Here is a 16980-nt window from a genome sequence, read left to right as displayed (position 1 = left end):
GGGTGTCGGGCCGGTCGACATGGACCGGCCCGACGTTCGGGAAAAAGAGCGGTTTCCGGCCATGGCTGGACCATTGACCTTTCATGGCATTCGACTGGACAGGCAACCGGCATGAGCATGGCAACGGATGATGGTGTGAAGGCCCAGCCGCTTCTTTCGCTTCGCGGCATCAACATGACATTCGGCGGTGTGAAGGCGCTGAAAAACGTCTCCTTCGAAGTCTTGCCCGGTGAGGTGCATTGCCTGGCCGGCGAGAATGGTTCCGGCAAGAGCACCCTTATCAAGGTGATATCAGGCGTCTATCGGCCTGCAGACGGCGCCGAGATCGTCTTCGACGGCGAGACGATATCCCACATGACGCCAGGTATGGCCCAGTCCCGCGGCATCCAGATCATCTGGCAGGACCTCGCGCTCTTTCCGGAAATGAGCGTGGCGGAAAACATCGCCTTCCAGACCCTTTCTGGTTCGCGCCCGCGCTTCGTCAATTATGCCGCGATCCGCGGAATAGCCGAGGAGGCGCTCGCCCGGCTCGGCATCACCCTCGACGTCGACAGACCCCTCAAGGACTTCGCCATCGCGCAGCGTCAGATCGTCGCCATCGCCCGAGCGCTGGTCGGAGAGGCCCGGATCGTCTTCATGGACGAGCCGACCGCCTCGCTCACCCAGTCTGAGACCGATCATCTGCTGGCGATCGTGCGCACGCTGTCGGCTTCGGGCGTTGCCGTGGTCTTTGTCAGCCATCGCCTTGCGGAAGTGCTGGAAATCTCCTCGCGCATCACGGTGCTGCGCGATGGCGCGCTGGTCGGGGTCTATCCGGTGGAAGGCATGACCCAGTCTAGGATCACCGAGCTGATGACCGGGCGCACCTTCGAAAAGAATGTTCGCGCCCGCGACGCATCGCAGAATCCGGTCCTGCTTTCTGTCAGCAAACTTTCCCGGCCTGGCGAGTTCGAGGACATCTCCTTTGATCTGCGCCGTGGGGAGACGCTCGGGATCACCGGCCTGCTCGGCTCCGGGCGCACCGAACTTGCGCTCACGCTGTTCGGCATGCGCCGGCCCGCCGCCGGCACGATCGTGTTGGAGGGAAAGCCGATGCGCTTTGCTTCCAACCGCGAGGCGATCGCCGCCGGCGTCGCTTATCTCTCCGAAGACCGCCTTTCGCTCGGTCTCAACCAGCCGCAATCCATCGCCGACAATCTGGTCATGGCCTCGCTCAACCGTATCCTGAGCGGCGGGCTCATTTCGCCGGAAAAGAAGCGCTCGCTGGTCGCGCGCTGGATCGCCGATCTCGGCGTCAGGATCGGCAAGCAGGAGGATGCGATCTCGACGCTTTCGGGCGGCAACCAGCAGCGCGTCGCGATCGCCAAATGGCTCGCCACCGATCCCAAGGTGCTGATCCTCGATGCGCCGACGGTCGGCGTCGATGTCGGCGCGCGCGCCGGTATCTTCGAAATCGTTGCGCGTCTCGCCGAGGCGGGGCTGGCGATCATCCTGATTTCGGACGAGGTGCCGGAGGTCTATTTCAACGCCGATCAGATCATCCATATGGAAAAGGGCCGCATCGCCGGCTGGCATGCTCCGCGCGCGACCACACTGAAGGACCTGGAGGCGGCGGTCTATGCGTAAGCTGTTCCTGTCCCATACGACTGAATTCGTGCTGTTTGCCGTCATCATCGCGATGAGCATTGTCCTGGCTTTCATGACCGACCGTTTCTTGACGCTCGGCAATGTCTTCGACCTGCTCAATATCAGCGCGGTCAACATCATCTTCGCCGTCGGCCTGCTCGTGGTGCTGATATCAGGCGGGATCGACATCTCCTTCGCGGTCGCCGCCTCGATCGTGCAATATGTCACTGCACTTGCGCTCGAGAGGATCGGCGGGGGTGGATGGGTATCCGGCTTCCTGATTGCGGCCGGCATCGGCATCGTGCTCGGCGTGATCAACGCCTTCCTGATCCACCGCTTCCGCATCATCTCGATCGTCGCGACGATCGCGACCTTCAACGTCTATTTCGGCTTGCTGATGTTTTTCACCAAGGGGGTGTCGATCTACAATCTGCCCGACTGGCTGACGAGCCGCGTCATCATCTACGAGCGCGAAATGGCCGATGGGAGCTGGGCTGAGATCACGTTGCCTGTTGTGGTCATGGCCGTCTGCACGCTCGCCACCTGGTTCTTCATTACCCGCACGACGACCGGCCGGCAGCTGTATGCCTTCGGCGACAATCCAGAAGGCGCGCGCCGCTTCGGCATCAATATCGGCGCCATGCAGTTCATCGCCTTCGGCTGGCTTGGATTAATGGCAGGCATCGCCGGTCTCATGCAGGCGCATTATGCGCAGGAAGTCGTGCCGAACGCACTTTATGGCCGCGAGCTCGATGTCCTGGCCGCAGTGGTGCTCGGTGGGGCGCGGCTGGGCGGCGGCAAGGGCTCCGTGCTCGGTTGCGTGCTGGGCGTGCTGCTCGTCTCGATCACCCAGAACGGCCTCAACCTGATGGGCGTCTCGCCCTTCGCCTTCAAGATGATCGTCGGCGCGATCATCCTCGTTGCGATCACCTTGTCGAGCGCCCGCATCGGCAATCTGGTGCCGGTGTTTGCGACCCGCAAATCGACCGGTGACAGGCCTGCAGACAGGGGAGAGAGCTGATGAACGCGCTCGCCGCCCGCCTCAACGCCATCTTCGGGGCCGACATGGCCGGTCCCCTCGCCGCGCTGGCGGCGGTGCTTGTCGTCTTCAGTTTCGCCTCGCCGCATTTCCTGACGGGCGCGACCTTCGGATCGGTTGCCTTTCAGCTTCCCGAGCTTGGCGTTCTGACGCTTGCCATGCTGATGCCGATCCTCACCGGCGGCCTCAACCTTGCGATCACCTTCACCGCCAACATCGCCGGCCTGACGCTCGCCTGGACGCTGCAGGCCAATGGCGGCATCGATGCCAGTCCTGGCGCCTTCCTGCTCGGCTCGGCTCTGGCGCTTGCCGTCGGCGCCGCGAGCGGCCTGGTCATGGGCCTCGTCATCGCCTTTACCCGCGCCCATCCGATCCTCGTTTCGCTGTCGATGATGATCTTCCTGCGCGGCCTCGGCGAGTTCCTGACGCGCGGCGGCGATATCTCGGGTTTCCCCACCTTCGTCGCTCCGATCGGCCACGGCAGCATCCTCGGCATCCCGGTACCTTTGTTGATCCTGATCGCCTGCGTGATCGCCAGCCACGTCCTGCTCTCGCGCTCCAAGCTTGGCTTTTCCACCTATATGATCGGCTCCAATATCGAGTCTGCCCGCTATTCCGGCATCAACACCCGCAAGGTTCTGGTGCTGGTCTATATGCTCTCCGGCGTGATGGCGGCGGTTGCCGGCATTATCATGCTTGCGCGCTTCAATTCGGTGCGCGTCGGCCACGGCGAGTCCTATCTGTTGATCACCGTGCTCGCCTGCTTTCTCGGCGGCATCAATCCTTTCGGCGGCTTCGGCCGCGTCCTGCCCGTTTTCGTGGCGCTCATCGTGCTGCAGCTTCTCTCTTCGGGACTCAACCTGCTCGGCGCCAACCAGCACCTCACCACTGCCGTCTGGGGCATCCTGCTCATCGTTGTGATGGTGCTGCGGTGGTTCTCGGCCAAGTTCATCAGAATCGTGAAATAGGAGATACGAATCATGGAAGGTTTCGGCGTTCACACCAGCATGTGGACCATGAACTGGGATCGCGCAGGCGCCGAGAAGGCGATTGCCGGAGCCGTGCACTACAAGATGGATTTCATCGAGATCGCGTTGCTGAACGCGCCTGCCGTCGATGCCAAACATACCCGCGACCTGCTTGAAAAGAACAAGCTGCGCGCCGTCTGCTCGCTCGGCCTGCCGGAACATGCCTGGGCCTCGGTCCGCCCGGATGCGGCGATCGAGCACCTGAAGGTTGCGATCGAAAAGACCGCAGAAATGAACGCCGAGGCCCTGTCCGGCGTCATCTTCGGCGGCATTGGCGAGCGCACTGGCGTGCCGCCGACGCAGGGCGAATACGACAATATCGCCAAGGTGCTCGACGCAGCGGCAAAGCATGCGAAGAAGTACGGCATCCAGCTCGGCGTCGAGGCCGTGAACCGCTATGAGAACCACCTGATCAACTCGGCGCAGCAGGCCGTCGACATGGTGGAGCGTGTCGGCGCGGACAATATCTTCGTTCACCTCGACACCTACCACATGAATATCGAGGAGAAGGGTGCGGCAAACGGCATCCTGATCGCCCGCGATCACCTGAAGTACATCCATCTTTCAGAAAGCGACCGCGGCACGCCGGGCTACGGCAACATTCCGTGGGATCCGATCTATGCTGCGCTCGCCGCAATCGGCTTCAAGGGCGGACTTGCGATGGAAAGCTTCATCAATATGCCGCCTGAGGTCGCCTATGGCCTGGCCGTCTGGCGCCCCGTTGCACGCGATATGGAAGAGGTCATGGACAAAGGCCTGCCGTTCCTGCGCAATAAGGCGGAACAATACGGTCTCATCTGACCCCGTGCCGGATATTCCGGATTCCACTGTTGGCCGACTGCCATCAACCACGAGCCATAACAGCAGCGGCCACATGGGTGTCTGGTTGAAGAGTTCTCGCCATCACCGGCAAGGGGCATGACGCCTCATCTCTTTAGCACAGGCACTGAATTTCATTCGGCTCGTGCACGCGAAATGACTCTTGAGAAATATCATACTGTTTGTGATATTGTTATTGCCGCTTGTTACATTCCTCCTCCTATGCCATTTTGCCTATTAAAATAAGACGCTTGAACGGCTCACGCCCGGGCTCTAGTTTCGAAAAGATGGCGGCGTTTCGATCGACCATCGATATGGGGGAATCTTGGATGGCACGCATTACGCTGAGGCAACTGCTCGACCATGCTGCGGAGGAAGGTTACGGCGTTCCCGCTTTCAACATCAACAACATGGAGCAGGCGCTCGCCATCATGGAGGCCGCGGACGCGTGTCAGGCGCCGGTTATCATGCAGGCGTCGCGCGGAGCCCGCGCCTATGCCCATGACATCATGCTGAAGCACATGATGGATGCCGTCGTTGAAATCTATCCGCATATTCCGGTCTGCGTGCATCTCGATCACGGCAACGATCCGTCCAACTGCATGACGGCGATCCAGGCGGGTTTTACCTCGGTGATGATGGATGGTTCACTGAAGGCGGACGCCAAGACGCCCGCCGACTGGGCCTATAATGTCGGCGTCACCAAGATGGTGACTGATATGGCGCATTTCGGTGGCATCTCGGTGGAAGGCGAACTCGGCGTTCTCGGTTCTCTCGAGACCGGCATGGGCGAGGCCGAGGACGGCCACGGCGCCGAGGGCAAGCTTTCGCATGACCAGCTGCTGACCGATCCGGACGAAGCGGTGAAGTTCGTGCGCGAAACCAAGGTCGACGCGCTCGCCATCGCGATGGGCACATCGCATGGCGCCTACAAGTTCACCCGCAAGCCGGACGGCTCGGTACTGGCGATGAACGTCATCGAAGAAATTCACCGTAAGCTCCCGAACACACATCTCGTCATGCATGGCTCGTCCTCGGTCCCGATCGAACTGCAGGAGATCATCAACAAGTATGGCGGCCAGATGAAACCGACATGGGGAGTGCCGGTCGAGGAAATCCAGCGCGGCATCAAGAACGGTGTTCGCAAGGTCAATATCGATACCGACGGCAGAATGGCGATGACCGGGCAGATCCGCCGCGTGCTGCAAGAGGACCCAAGCGAGTTCGATCCGCGCAAATATCTGAAGCCGGCGATGACGGCGCTGACCAAGCTCTGCAAGGAGCGCTTCGAACAGTTCGGCACTGCCGGCATGGCCGGCCGCATCACGCCCCTTCCCGTTTCGGAAATGGCGAAGCGTTACAAGTCCGGTTCCCTCGATCCGGCTTTCTCCTGAAACTGGGTTAGCCCGACGCCGGGCGCGGTGCCTTTTCCGGCTCGGCGGCAACCTTGCCTGTCAGCGCTTGGCCGTGGAAGCGGCTCAGCTGGCTGACAACGTCCTGAATTTCGCTTGCCGTTCGTTCGGCATTCCAATCGAGCGTTGCCCCGGCAACGCCGGCGATTTCCCGCAGGCCCGCCAGCGTCAACCGGCCCTCGATCGCAAGCGTCGTGCGGCGCATCACTATGTCCGACAGGTGGACGACGATTTCGTTCCGGACGATCCAGTCGATTTCCCGGAGACTGTAACGCGGCGCACCCGTCAGGCGCTGCTCGTCGGTATAGCCTGAAGCAGAAGAAAGCAGGGCTGCGGCCGTCGTGCCGTAGCGGCGGAGCAGTTCGTCGGCACGCTCGGCGGCAACGCCGCTGCGTGACGCGGTATCCCTGATCCAGGCGCTACGTTGCTGGGCATCAGCCGGAAAGGCCTTACCGCCGCCGATCGCCAGATAGCGTGTCGACTGGCTGCGGCTGCGCTGCAGCCGGGAGAGAACGGTGTCGGCGACCTCTTCGGCAAAGCCGCGGAACGTCGTCCACTTTCCTCCGACCAGCGAAATGATCGGAAACGGTCTGCCGCTCTCTGGCTCCTTTACCGGCGCAGAGTGATCGCGGCTGATCAGCCCCGGTGCTGCCGCATCCGATGCCGGCAGCGGACGGATGCCGCTATAGCTGTAGACGATCTGGTCGCGATCGAAGCGGAGCGTCGGCAACAGCGAGCGGACGCTTTCGAGGAAATACTCTGTTTCCGGCTCCTCGCAGCGGACATTGTCCGGATCGTTGGCCGGAATGTCGGTTGAACCGACCAGTGCCAGCCCGAGATAGTCGTAGACCAGGCAGATGCGGCCGTCGTCGGCCTCGAAATAGATCATGTGGCCGTTGAGGCTTCGCACCAATTCGGGATGGTCGAGCAGGATATGGGAACCCTTCGTGCCGCCGATCAGGTGCGATGTAGCGCCGAGCAAATTGTTGACGTGATCGATCCAAGGGCCTGCCGCATTGACGACCAGGTTGGGAGCAACGGTGAACTCACGACCATCGGGCTGCCGGAAGGTCAAACGCCCTTCTGAAACGGCAGCCAGTGTCGCGAAATTTGCCGCGAGGCTCCTCGCATTCGCATGGAGGCCATCGCTCACGAGCTCATAGACGAGCCGCTCCGGTCTGCTGATCTTGGCATCGTAATAGATGCCGCCGGCGACGATGGCGGGGGTGACATGCGGCATTTCCTTGCGCGCCTGTTTCTTCAGGATCAGCCGGTGGCGCGGCATGACCTGGTCGCGCGAACCGAAAAAGTCGTAGAGCCGAAGCCCGATCTTGATGAGCACGGCTCCACGGCTGCGTGGCGCCGTCTTCGACCCGAAGAGCGTCCTGATCGCTGCCCAGATGCCGCGGGTCCAGGAAAAGACTGGAATGAAGGTCGGAAGCGGCTCCACGCAATGCGGCGCGTTCTTGAGCAGGAGGTTGCGCTCAAGCGTCGACTGCGCAACCAGTCCGAACTCACCCGTTTCCAGATATTTCAGGCCACCGTGAATGAGCCGCGATGGTGCAGCGCTCGTGCCGGAACCAAAGTCGGCCTTGTCGACGATCAGGCAATTGACACCCTGTATCGAGAGGTCGCGGAACAGGCCGGCGCCGTTGATGCCCGCCCCGATGATCAAAACGTCGATATCGTTCTCGCCGAGATTCGAGAAGCGCTGCTGCAAATCGGGGGTCATGCTCGTCGTCCTAAATTGCCCGCCGCAGCAGGCATCTGTCTTTTCAGTTTGCCGATTGTTCCGGCGCAAGCGCGGCAATTTTCGGCCAAAGGGGGATCATCGCGTCGGCAATGTCGCGGAACACCTGGTAACGCTTTTCATAATCCGCGCTGCGCGCCGCATCGGGCCGGCAAGTCTTTGCGATAGAGGCAGTGTCGCGCGGATCGCTCTGCGGATCGGCGAAGACCCCGGCGCCCGACCCGGCACAAAGCGCAGCACCCCAGGCGGCCGCCTCATCCGTCTCGGTTACCGTGACCGGCATGCCAAGCACATCGGCAAACATCTGCACGACGGCAGGGTTGCGCGAGATGCCCCCGGCGAGCCGCGCCTGATCGAAGGCAAAGCCGTCGCGAAGCGCGTCGACATGAATGCGATGATTGAAAGCGATGCCCTCAAGCACGGCGCGCAGCATGTCGCCGCGGTCGTGCCATCCACCGAGCCCGAAGAAGCCGGCGCTGGCCGCCGCGCCATAAGGCGAGCCGAACAGATAGGGATGGAAGAGCGCGGTCGAGGGGCGCTCGAAAGCGGCCGCGATCTCGGGCGCCAGCAGGCCGTGGATCGAGTTGCCTTGCACCTCGCCATTCTTCCGTTCGGCAGCGCAGAGCGTGTCCAGAAACCAGTCGTAATTCGCTGTCGATGCAGGCGAGATCGACATGCTGTTCCAGATGCCGGGTGCAATCCCGTTGCGGCAGAACCAGCGCCGGTCGACACGCGGTTCCGACGAAAGCGTCTCGTTGATCGAATAGGTCCCGGCAATGACCGCGACAACGCCCTTGGTATAGCCCCCTGCCCCGAGCGCCGAGGCCGTGACGTCGTGCAGACCGGCAACGACAGGCGTTCCCTCGGCAAGGCCCGTCAGCTGCGCGGCTTCACGGGTCACGCGTCCGACGATCTGGTCGGAGCGCGAGGCTGGTGGCAGCGCGTGGACGAGATCCTGCAAGCCAAACAGCCGCAGGGCATCCTCACTGTAGTTCTGCGTTTTGACATTGGTGAAGGAGGTGCTGGCTTCGGTGCGGTCCGTACCGATGGTCCCGGTCAGGCAGAACCGCAGCCAGTCCTTGCAACTGATGAAATGGCCGATGCGCTTGTAGCGCTCAGGCTCCATTTCGCGGATCCAGGCAAGCAATGCCGATGGCGCGGAGACGTGCGGGATCTGTCCCGTCAGTTCGATCGCCAGGTCGGCGACGTCGCTTTTCGTCCACCGGTCGACGATCGCCCCTGCCCGGCTGTCCAGCGAGAGAATGGCCCGGCCGAGCGGCTTCCGGGCGTCATCGAGCAGGTAGATGCCGTCTCCATGCGCGGTAGCGGCAATGCCCTCTATGTCGCTTGCCGGTCGCCCGCTGAGTGAAATCGCTTCCCGGATGGCATCGGCCGTCGCGTTCCACAATTCATCCATGTCGCGCTCGATATGGCGGGCCTTCGGAATGAACTGCGTGACGCGGCGCCGGGCGGCTGCAAGCGGCGTGCCGTCGATATCGAAGATGACCGCCTTGGTGACTGTCAAACCACTATCGATCCCGAGCAGTGTCGGCATTCACGTTTACCTCACGAGGGACAACCGGTCCGCGCCGTCAGGAGCGCCCTCCGGCGCCCTTGGCGATGACCAGGTTGATATCTCTGGACCGCATGCGGTCGATGTGCACCGGCTGGGTCTTGTCGTCGACGATAACGACGTCGAACTCATCCAGTGCTGCGAAACTGTGGAGTGCACGCCGTTCGAACTTGGTATGATCGGCAAGCAGGATGCGTTTTACGGAACAGTCGAACATGGCGCGCTTGGTATCGACTGTTTCAGGAGACTGGTGCAGCACCGTGCCATCGCTGATCGCCGACATCGAGATGAACGCGACATCTGCCCTGAGAGCCTTGATCTCGTTGATGGTTATGCGACCCATGAAGGCATTGCACCAATTGTAATACTGGCCGCCGAGGGCGAGCAGCGTCACGTCGTGCAGGCCCGTCAGCGCATTCATCAGCGTCAGGGAATTGGTAATTGCGGTGACCGGCACCTTCGAAGGCAGATGCGCCGCCATCTGAAGTACCGTGGTCGAGTCATCGAAAAAGATCGCCTGTCCCGGTTCGACGAATTGCATTGCCGCCTCGGCGATCAGCTTCTTTTCCACCGACTGACGGTTGGAGCGGTAGACGTCGCTGGATTCGATGAGATTGGTCGCCGCCGCAGTGACGATGCCGCGCGTCTTCCTGAAGAGGCCGCGGCTGACGAGTTCATCGACATCGCGGTGAGCCGTCATCAGGCTGATCCCAAAGCGGTCTGTCAGGTCTTCAATCCGCATCGAGCCTTCACCCATCACGGCCTCCGCAATCATGCGGCGGCGCGCGATCTGGCGCGTCTGCCGGCTGTCGCTGGTGAGCTGGTCCAACAGATCGTCGTCCCGGCTGGTCTTCTGTGTCACGGGTCACCCCTGTCGCTGAATTATGGATCCCAGCTTCGTACAGTGATTGCCGCGCCAAGGCAAAAAGGCGAAACGCAACCGGCGGTTGGGCCGCCGGCCATCGCTTCCGGCATGAAAATGAGGGCGCTCTTGCGAGCGCCCTTTACCGTTTACTGCGCCAGAACGAACGGGCCGGTGTACTTGTCGATGTTGTCCTTGGTGATCAACAGGCAATCGAAGAGCTGCTTCTCGCTCTTGGCACCCGTGTTACCCGTCTTGATCAGGTTATCGGCCTGCTTGACGGCTTCTTCGGAAAAGACGGCAACCGGTTGGAGGACGGTGTACTGGAGTTCGCCTGCCTTGATGGCAGCAACGGCATCCGGCGAACCGTCGAAGCCGCCGACCTTCACATTGGCAAGCTTGCCGGCTTCCTTGAGTGCGGCGATCGCACCGAGCGCCATTTCGTCATTGCCCGAGATGACGCCGACAATATCCGGGTTGGCCTGCAGCATGGACTGCATCTTGTTGTGGCCCTGGGTGCGGTCCCAGTTGGCAACTTCCTTGGCGACCTTCTTCAGATCCGGATACTGCGAAAGGACAGTCTCGTAGCCATTCGACCGCGTTGCTGCGTTGTTGTCGGACGGCGCGCCGAAGAGTTCGGCATAGTTGCCCTTGTCGCCGATCGCTTCGACCCATTGCTGTGCGCCGAGGGCGGCACCCTGCGCGTTGTTGGACACAAGCTGCGCCTTGGCCAGGCCTTCCTGGTTGATTTCGGCGTTGACGAGGATGACCGGGATGCCGGCAGCAACGGCCTTCTTGACCGCACCGACGGAACCGTCGGCGTTTGCCGGGTCGAGGATGATTGCCACCGACTTGTTGGTGATCGCCGTGTCGATCAGGTTGCTTTCGGTATTGGTGTCACCCTTGTGGGCGTTGACCGAGGCCGTGTAGCCCAGCTTTTCGGCGGTTGCCTTGGCGACATTGCCTTCCGTCAGCCAATAGGGATTCGACGGATCGTTGACGATGATCGTCATCATGCCAGCCGCCCAAGCGGAGCTTGCAAGAAGCGGTGCCACGGCCGCGGCGGCCAGAAGTATGCGCATGCCTTTCTTAAACATAGTCTCTCTCCCATTCGTGAGTTCAGTTATTGCCGGGGATCCGGCACTGCTTTCCCCAATCGGCTTCGTGGACTCCAGCCTGCCGTCGTGGATAAGTTTCGGTCTCAGCCGTCAGGACGATTTGACCCGGCGGCCGTATTGGATGCTGTTCATGAGGACGGCGAGAACGATCACAGCGCCGGTGAATACCGTCTGCCAGTAGGCCGAGACGCCGATGATCACGAGGCCGTCCGAAAGGAAGCCGATGACGAAGGCGCCGAGCATGGTGCCGCGAACCGTACCGCGGCCGCCGGTCAGCGCCGCGCCGCCGATGACCACGGCTGCGATCGCCGTCAGTTCGTAGGTTGTGCCTGCCGTCGGACCGGCGGAGGTCAGCTGCGAGGAGAGGACCAGGCCGGCGATCGCGGCACAGACGCCCGAAAGCACATAGACGATGATCTTCACGCGCTTGACCGGGACGCCGGAGAGGTCGGCGGCACGCTCGTTGCCACCTGAGGCGTAGAGCCAGCGGCCGAAGGCGGTGCGGCTCAGCACGATGCCGCAAACGATGGCGAGAACCGCAAGCACAATGACCCCGATCGGAATGCCTGCGAGCCGGTTGAAGCCGAGCCAGTCGAAGCCGGTATTGCCGAGTTCCGGACGGCCGCCGAGATTATTGTAGGTCAGGCCGTTGGTCATCAGCAGCGCGATACCGCGGGCCACGTAGAGCACGCCGAGTGAGGCGACGAAGGCCGGCACCTTGAGATAGGCGATCAGCACGCCGTTGACCGCACCGACCAGCGCACCGAGCGCACATGTGATGACGACGACGGCCCAGACCGGCGGATAGAGGATGACGCCGAAATAGGTGAGCGTGACGCCGTGCATCAGGAAACCGGCGATGCAACCTGCAAGCCCCAGCGTCGAGCCGACCGACAGGTCGATGCCGCCATTCAGGATGACGAGCAGCATGCCGATCGCCAGAATGCCGAAGATCGCGACGTGCGACGCCATGATCAGGAAGTTGTTCAGCGTGAAGTAATAGGGCGACAGGAACGAGAAGACCGCGATGATGACGATCAGCGCGAAGAAGGCCCGGCCCTCCAGGATGAGACGCACGATATTGGTATTGCGCTTCGGCCCGCTGGAAACTGATTTCTTTTCGGTGACGTTCGTGACTGACATAATCAGTGCTCCATAATCCAGGCTAGTGCGCGATCACGGCTTCGCCGGAGGCGGCCATGATCTTTTCCTTGGTGACATCCGAGCCGAACTCGGCCGATATCCTGCCACGGTGCATGACGATGATGCGGTGTGCGATACTCAGGCATTCATTGACTTCGGACGTCGAATAGATGACCGCCAATCCCTGCTTGGCGCGCTCCGCGAGCAATTTGAAAACTTCCGCCTTGGCGCCGATGTCGATGCCGCGGCTTGGCTCATCGAGCAGGATGACCTTCGGCTGGGTTGCCAGCATCTTGCCGATGACGACTTTCTGCTGGTTGCCGCCGGAGAGCGAGCCGATCGAAGCCGCACCGCCATCGGTTTTCACATGCACCCGCCGGATCGCGTCATTGACGAGATCGCGCTCCCGATGGCCGGAGGTGAAAAGCCCTTTGGTGAAGGCGCGGATACTCGCAAGCGACAGATTGGAGCCGACCGTCATCGTCTGGACGAGGCCGTCGCGCTGGCGATCTTCCGGTACAAGCACGAGACCGCTGGCAATGCGCCCGGCGATGCTGAGCCCGCTGACGTCCTGTCCTTCGAGCAGAACCTGTCCGCCACTTGCGCGCAGACGTCCGGCAATGCATTCGAGCAGTTCCGTGCGCCCCGCGCCCATCAGCCCGTAGATGCAGACGATCTCACCGGCACGCACCTTGAGAGACAGACGATCGACTGCATTATAGGCAGCGCCGGAGGGACCGGGGACACTGAGGTTTTCGATGGAAAGCGAGAAGTCACCGAAGGGGTGACCTTGCGGCGGGCTGCCAAGGTCGAAGTTCTCGCCGACCATGTTGCGGACGATCCATTCGAGATCGATATCCTTGCGCTCGGCATAAGCCGTCATGTTTCCGTCGCGTAGAACGACGGCGTGATTGGTGATCTGCAGCGCCTCTTCCAGATGATGCGAGATGTAGACGATCGACACGCCGCGGCTCGTCAGGTCGTGGATGACCTTGAAGAGCACTTCCACTTCCGTCGCGCTCAGCGCCGAGGTCGGCTCGTCCATGATCAGGATGCGCGAATTGACGGAGAGGGCTCGTGCAATCTCGACGATCTGCTGCTGGCCGAGGCGAAGATCCTCGACGCGCGTCAGCGGATCGATGTCTTCCTCGAGCTCTTCCATGAGCGCCCGGGTCTGACGCTCCTCTTCAGCGAAGTCGACGACACCGCCCTTGATGATCTCCCGGCCCATGAAAATATTGTCGCGGACACTGAGATTGGGGGCGAGGCTGAGCTCCTGGTGAATGATCGAGATCCCGCACTCGCGCGCATGGGTCGACGAGCTAAAGCTGATCGGCGAGCCGTCGAGAATGATCTCGCCGGAGCTTGGCTGCGCCACACCCGAAAGGATCTTCATCAGGGTCGACTTGCCCGCGCCGTTCTCTCCGAACAGCGTTGTGACCTGGCCACGGTGGATGTCGAAGTTCACTCCTTTCAGGGCGTGAACGCTGCCGTAGGATTTTGCGATGTTGCGGGCGGCGAGGACGACCTCGCCTTTCGCCCCGTTGCTGCGTTGCGGCTGGCTCATTTGAGCTCGACCTTCACCGGCGTGACGAGCCAGTTCTTCGGGTTGATGAGTTTGAAGACGCCGACGACGGTCGCCTGCTTTCCGTCCAAGGCGTCAGCATCCAGGCCCGCAAAAACCGCCTTCTTCATCTCGTTATTGATGGCCGAGCCGGCATCCTGATACTGGATCTGGTTGGTAAATTGGCCGAATTCGATGGTGCCGGTTGCATCGCGGAGGTCCGTGCCGTTGACCGCAGGGCCGGTCTGGACACGGACCACCGTCTCGGGAGGCAACCCATCGATCTTTATTTCGTTGGTGTTCGACTTGCGGGCGCCGAAAACGCCGGTCAGCGTAACGGGAATGACCGGTCCGGTGCTCGTCGCAGTACCGTATTTCTCGGCCGCCGCCTTCTTGTCGGCGGCAATGGCGGCCGCGAGATCGGCGGCCGCAACGGCCCGCTCCTCGACATTTGCCTTGATCTTCGGGAACTGCTCGGCGCCGAAGGTTTCCGGAGAGAATGCCTGCTGGCGGACATCGTTTTCGGAACCGATCTTGACGACCGTCGTATCGAACGCGATCGCTGCAACGACGATGACCGCCACCGCCGCGCTGACAAGGAGCCCGCGATTGCCGCTGCTCGGCTTTGATGCTGCATGATCGGGCGAGGTACTCATGTCGGACGGCCTTTGGCTTGGAATGGCAAGATGGGAGGGCTAGCGCGATGATGATCGCAGGCGCGCTGAAGCATTGCGTCGCACCGGAACAGAAGCCGGCGGGCCACCCGCAAGAGCGCAACTCTGGACGAAAATTCGCATCGGAAGCCTCCTCAACAAGACCGGCGGCTGTCTCCTCCAACCGCCTGGGCCTGCAAATTCTCCATCAGGAAGCGCACTTCCGTGATAGAAGTATGTTACTTATTCCGTAAATGATGTTATATATTTTATAAGCTGTCAACGGCACTTTAACGGCAGATCGTCTGAAATGCATGACCTTACATCTTGTTCATCACGCTGCGGTGCAGCAAAAACTGACAGCAAATGCAGGCGCCTTCTCACTTGTCATTCTACCGAATTATAGCAACATCTCTCTGTTTTTCATGCAAAATTTTACAGATCGAGCATTGCGCGCATTACCGTTTTCGATGCTGCGCGCCGATAGCTTGATGGCACGGACGTAAACTCCTTGCTCTCCTATTTTAAATGAAAAAAATTACATCGCTAGAAAAATCTTACTGGCATTGTGGTATCTTTATGTTATGTTTTCGAGCGAACTTAGGGAGGTTTCGGCTGCACGCCAGATCTGAGATTTGCCAAAGGCGGAGCGCTTGCCGTTACCCGTGAAAGGACCGACGTTTTCAGCCGGATGCATCATCCCAGAGAGTTTAGGGATCGGGAGGACTTCAGATGAATTTGATGCGCGTATTGCCCGCCGAGGCGCTTGCGATGGTGGCGAGATAGGCCTGCGATGATATCGACCCAGAAGATCATCATTGGCATAGATGCCGGCACCTCGGTCATCAAGGCCGTCGCCTTCGATCTGTCCGGACGCCAGATTGCCACGGCCTCCGTTCGCAACAGATACACCACCGGAGACGATGGCTCGGCAACGCAGTCGCTGGATCAGACCTGGCTCGATTGCGCCAGTGCGTTGCGTGGCCTTAGCGAAAAAGTCCCTGATCTTGCATCACGCACCGCAGCCATCGCCGTCACCGGACAGGGCGACGGCACATGGCTCGTCGGCCGCGGCAATACGCCGGTCGCCGATGCCTGGCTGTGGCTCGACGCGCGCGCCGCGCCAACGGTTAAGTCGCTTGCCGGCGGAACCCAGAACCGTGCCCGCTTCGAGGCAACGGGCACTGGCCTCAACACTTGCCAGCAGGGCGCGCAACTTGCCCATATGGACCGCTTCACGCCGGACCTTCTCGATCGGGCGGAGACGGCGCTGCACTGCAAGGACTGGCTCTATCTCAACCTCACTGGCGTGCGGGCAACCGATCCATCGGAGGCAAGTTTCACCTTCGGCAATTTCAGAACGCGCCAGTATGATGCAGTCGTGATCGAGGCGCTCGGCCTTGACCATAGACGCGGGCTCCTGCCCGAGATCATCGACGGCAGCGAGATCAGCCACCCGCTGACCTCGGAGGCGGCGAAGGCCTGCGGGCTTCTTGCCGGAACGCCGGTCTGTCTCGGCTATGTCGATATGGTGATGACGGCGCTTGGCGCAGGCGTGCGCAGCGGCGCTCGCAACGCCGCCTGCTCGACGATCGGCTCGACCGGCGTGCACTTGCGCGCCAAGTCCGTTGCCGACGTTCAGCTCAATCGTCAGGGCACCGGCTACGTGATCGCCCTGCCTATCCCCGGCATCGTCACCCAGGTCCAGACCAATATGGGCGCCACGATCAACATCGACTGGATCCTTGGTGTCGCCGCCTATCTCATGTCCGAGGCAGGCAAGCCTGCTTCGCATGCAGACCTCATTGCACGCATCGATGGCTGGTTTGCAGAAAGCCGACCGGGGTCGGTGCTTTACCACCCCTACATTTCCGAAGCGGGCGAACGTGGGCCTTTCGTCAACGCCAATGCGCGCGCGGGCTTCACCGGGCTTTCGATGCGTCACGGCTTCCCCGACTTGCTGCGCAGCGTGGTCGAAGGGTTGGGGCTTGCCACCCGCGACTGCTACGCGGCGATGGGCGCGATGCCCGAAGAGCTGCGGGTCACGGGCGGGGCAACACGCTCCGTCGCTCTTCGCCGTTCACTCTCGGCCGCCGTTAACGCACCGATCCGCCAGTCGCGCCGTGAAGAGACGGGGGCGGCCGGCGTGGCGATGATGGCGGCGGTGGCTGTCGGCGTCTATTCGAGCATGGACGATTGTATTGCCGACTGGGTGACGCCGCTGCTCGGCGATTCGGAGACACCGGACGCCAGCGAGGCCCACCGGTTCGACCGGCTCTTTTCCGCCTATACCGATGTGCGCCAGGCAATGACGCCCGCCTGGGACAAGCTTGCCGAAGCCGCAACGACGTCGCCGGTGGGCGCGTAATTCTGATGCAGCAGGCATCGAAGGA

General features: G+C 61.4%; 14 protein-coding genes. 7 read left to right on the top strand and 7 right to left on the bottom strand.

Translation table 11 applies throughout. The features are described 5' to 3' along the window. Nucleotides 1–111: 111 nt before the first annotated feature. From ELH03_RS25090 to fba, 5 genes are all read left to right on the top strand, one after another. A complete protein-coding gene (locus ELH03_RS25090; protein WP_130766864.1) occupies nt 112–1626 on the top strand; it encodes a sugar ABC transporter ATP-binding protein in 1515 nt (504 codons plus the stop codon). After that, nucleotides 1619–2647 (top strand): ABC transporter permease, encoded by a 1029-nt coding sequence (locus ELH03_RS25085; RefSeq protein ID WP_130766863.1) that lies wholly within the window; start codon nt 1619–1621, stop codon nt 2645–2647. Before ELH03_RS25090 ends, ELH03_RS25085 begins: the two co-directional genes overlap by 8 nt. After that, complete coding sequence (locus ELH03_RS25080; protein WP_128411058.1) at nt 2647–3633, top strand: ABC transporter permease; 987 nt, start codon at nt 2647–2649, stop codon at nt 3631–3633. The genes ELH03_RS25085 and ELH03_RS25080 overlap by 1 nt, the downstream gene beginning before the upstream one ends. A gap of 12 nt (nt 3634–3645) precedes the next feature. After that, nucleotides 3646–4494 carry a sugar phosphate isomerase/epimerase family protein gene (locus ELH03_RS25075; protein ID WP_105008368.1) on the top strand — a complete coding sequence of 283 codons (849 nt, stop codon included), beginning with the start codon at nt 3646–3648 and terminating at the stop codon, nt 4492–4494. Nucleotides 4495–4841: 347 nt separating this feature from the next. Next, nucleotides 4842–5906 (top strand): class II fructose-bisphosphate aldolase, encoded by a 1065-nt coding sequence (gene fba / locus ELH03_RS25070; protein WP_003550843.1) that lies wholly within the window; start codon nt 4842–4844, stop codon nt 5904–5906. 7 nt (nt 5907–5913) lie between these two features. Here fba and ELH03_RS25065 read toward each other — a convergent pair whose 3' ends face one another. The 7 genes from ELH03_RS25065 to ELH03_RS25035 form a co-directional block, all read right to left on the bottom strand. Beyond that, on the bottom strand, nt 5914–7656 hold the full coding sequence (locus ELH03_RS25065; RefSeq protein WP_128403996.1) for a glycerol-3-phosphate dehydrogenase/oxidase: 1743 nt from the start codon (nt 7654–7656) through the stop codon (nt 5914–5916). A gap of 43 nt (nt 7657–7699) precedes the next feature. Next, on the bottom strand, nt 7700–9229 hold the full coding sequence (locus tag ELH03_RS25060; protein ID WP_130766862.1) for an FGGY-family carbohydrate kinase: 1530 nt from the start codon (nt 9227–9229) through the stop codon (nt 7700–7702). A gap of 37 nt (nt 9230–9266) precedes the next feature. Beyond that, nucleotides 9267–10109, bottom strand: a complete 843-nt coding sequence (locus tag ELH03_RS25055; RefSeq protein WP_128403998.1) for a DeoR/GlpR family DNA-binding transcription regulator — start codon at nt 10107–10109, stop codon at nt 9267–9269. 149 nt (nt 10110–10258) lie between these two features. Then, nucleotides 10259–11206, bottom strand: coding sequence for a D-ribose ABC transporter substrate-binding protein (locus tag ELH03_RS25050; RefSeq protein ID WP_003550839.1), 948 nt, complete (start codon nt 11204–11206; stop codon nt 10259–10261). Nucleotides 11207–11317: 111 nt separating this feature from the next. Then, on the bottom strand, nt 11318–12370 hold the full coding sequence (locus tag ELH03_RS25045; protein WP_033183190.1) for an ABC transporter permease: 1053 nt from the start codon (nt 12368–12370) through the stop codon (nt 11318–11320). 22 nt (nt 12371–12392) lie between these two features. Further along, the gene (locus ELH03_RS25040; RefSeq protein WP_128403999.1) at nt 12393–13937 is read right to left on the bottom strand and encodes a sugar ABC transporter ATP-binding protein; all 1545 of its coding nucleotides are present in this window, start codon (nt 13935–13937) and stop codon (nt 12393–12395) included. Further along, entirely contained in the window at nt 13934–14590 is a 657-nt protein-coding gene (locus tag ELH03_RS25035; protein ID WP_128404000.1) for a DUF2291 domain-containing protein, read from the bottom strand. Before ELH03_RS25035 ends, ELH03_RS25040 begins: the two co-directional genes overlap by 4 nt. Before the next feature lie 47 nt (nt 14591–14637). On the opposite strand from ELH03_RS25035, the gene ELH03_RS25030 reads away from it, so the two are divergent. Both ELH03_RS25030 and ELH03_RS25025 read left to right on the top strand, forming a co-directional pair. Continuing rightward, a complete protein-coding gene (locus tag ELH03_RS25030) occupies nt 14638–14841 on the top strand; it encodes a hypothetical protein (protein WP_128411054.1) in 204 nt (67 codons plus the stop codon). Nucleotides 14842–15380: 539 nt separating this feature from the next. Next, nucleotides 15381–16955, top strand: a complete 1575-nt coding sequence (locus tag ELH03_RS25025) for an FGGY-family carbohydrate kinase (RefSeq protein ID WP_233943661.1) — start codon at nt 15381–15383, stop codon at nt 16953–16955. Nucleotides 16956–16980: the final 25 nt, after the last annotated feature.

Source organism: Rhizobium beringeri, from assembly GCF_004306515.1.
In the GTDB taxonomy this organism is placed as follows: Bacteria; Pseudomonadota; Alphaproteobacteria; order Rhizobiales; family Rhizobiaceae; genus Rhizobium; species Rhizobium beringeri.
The sequence above is the reverse complement of the archived record's forward strand: the minus strand, read 5'-3'. Positions and strand labels throughout refer to the sequence as shown.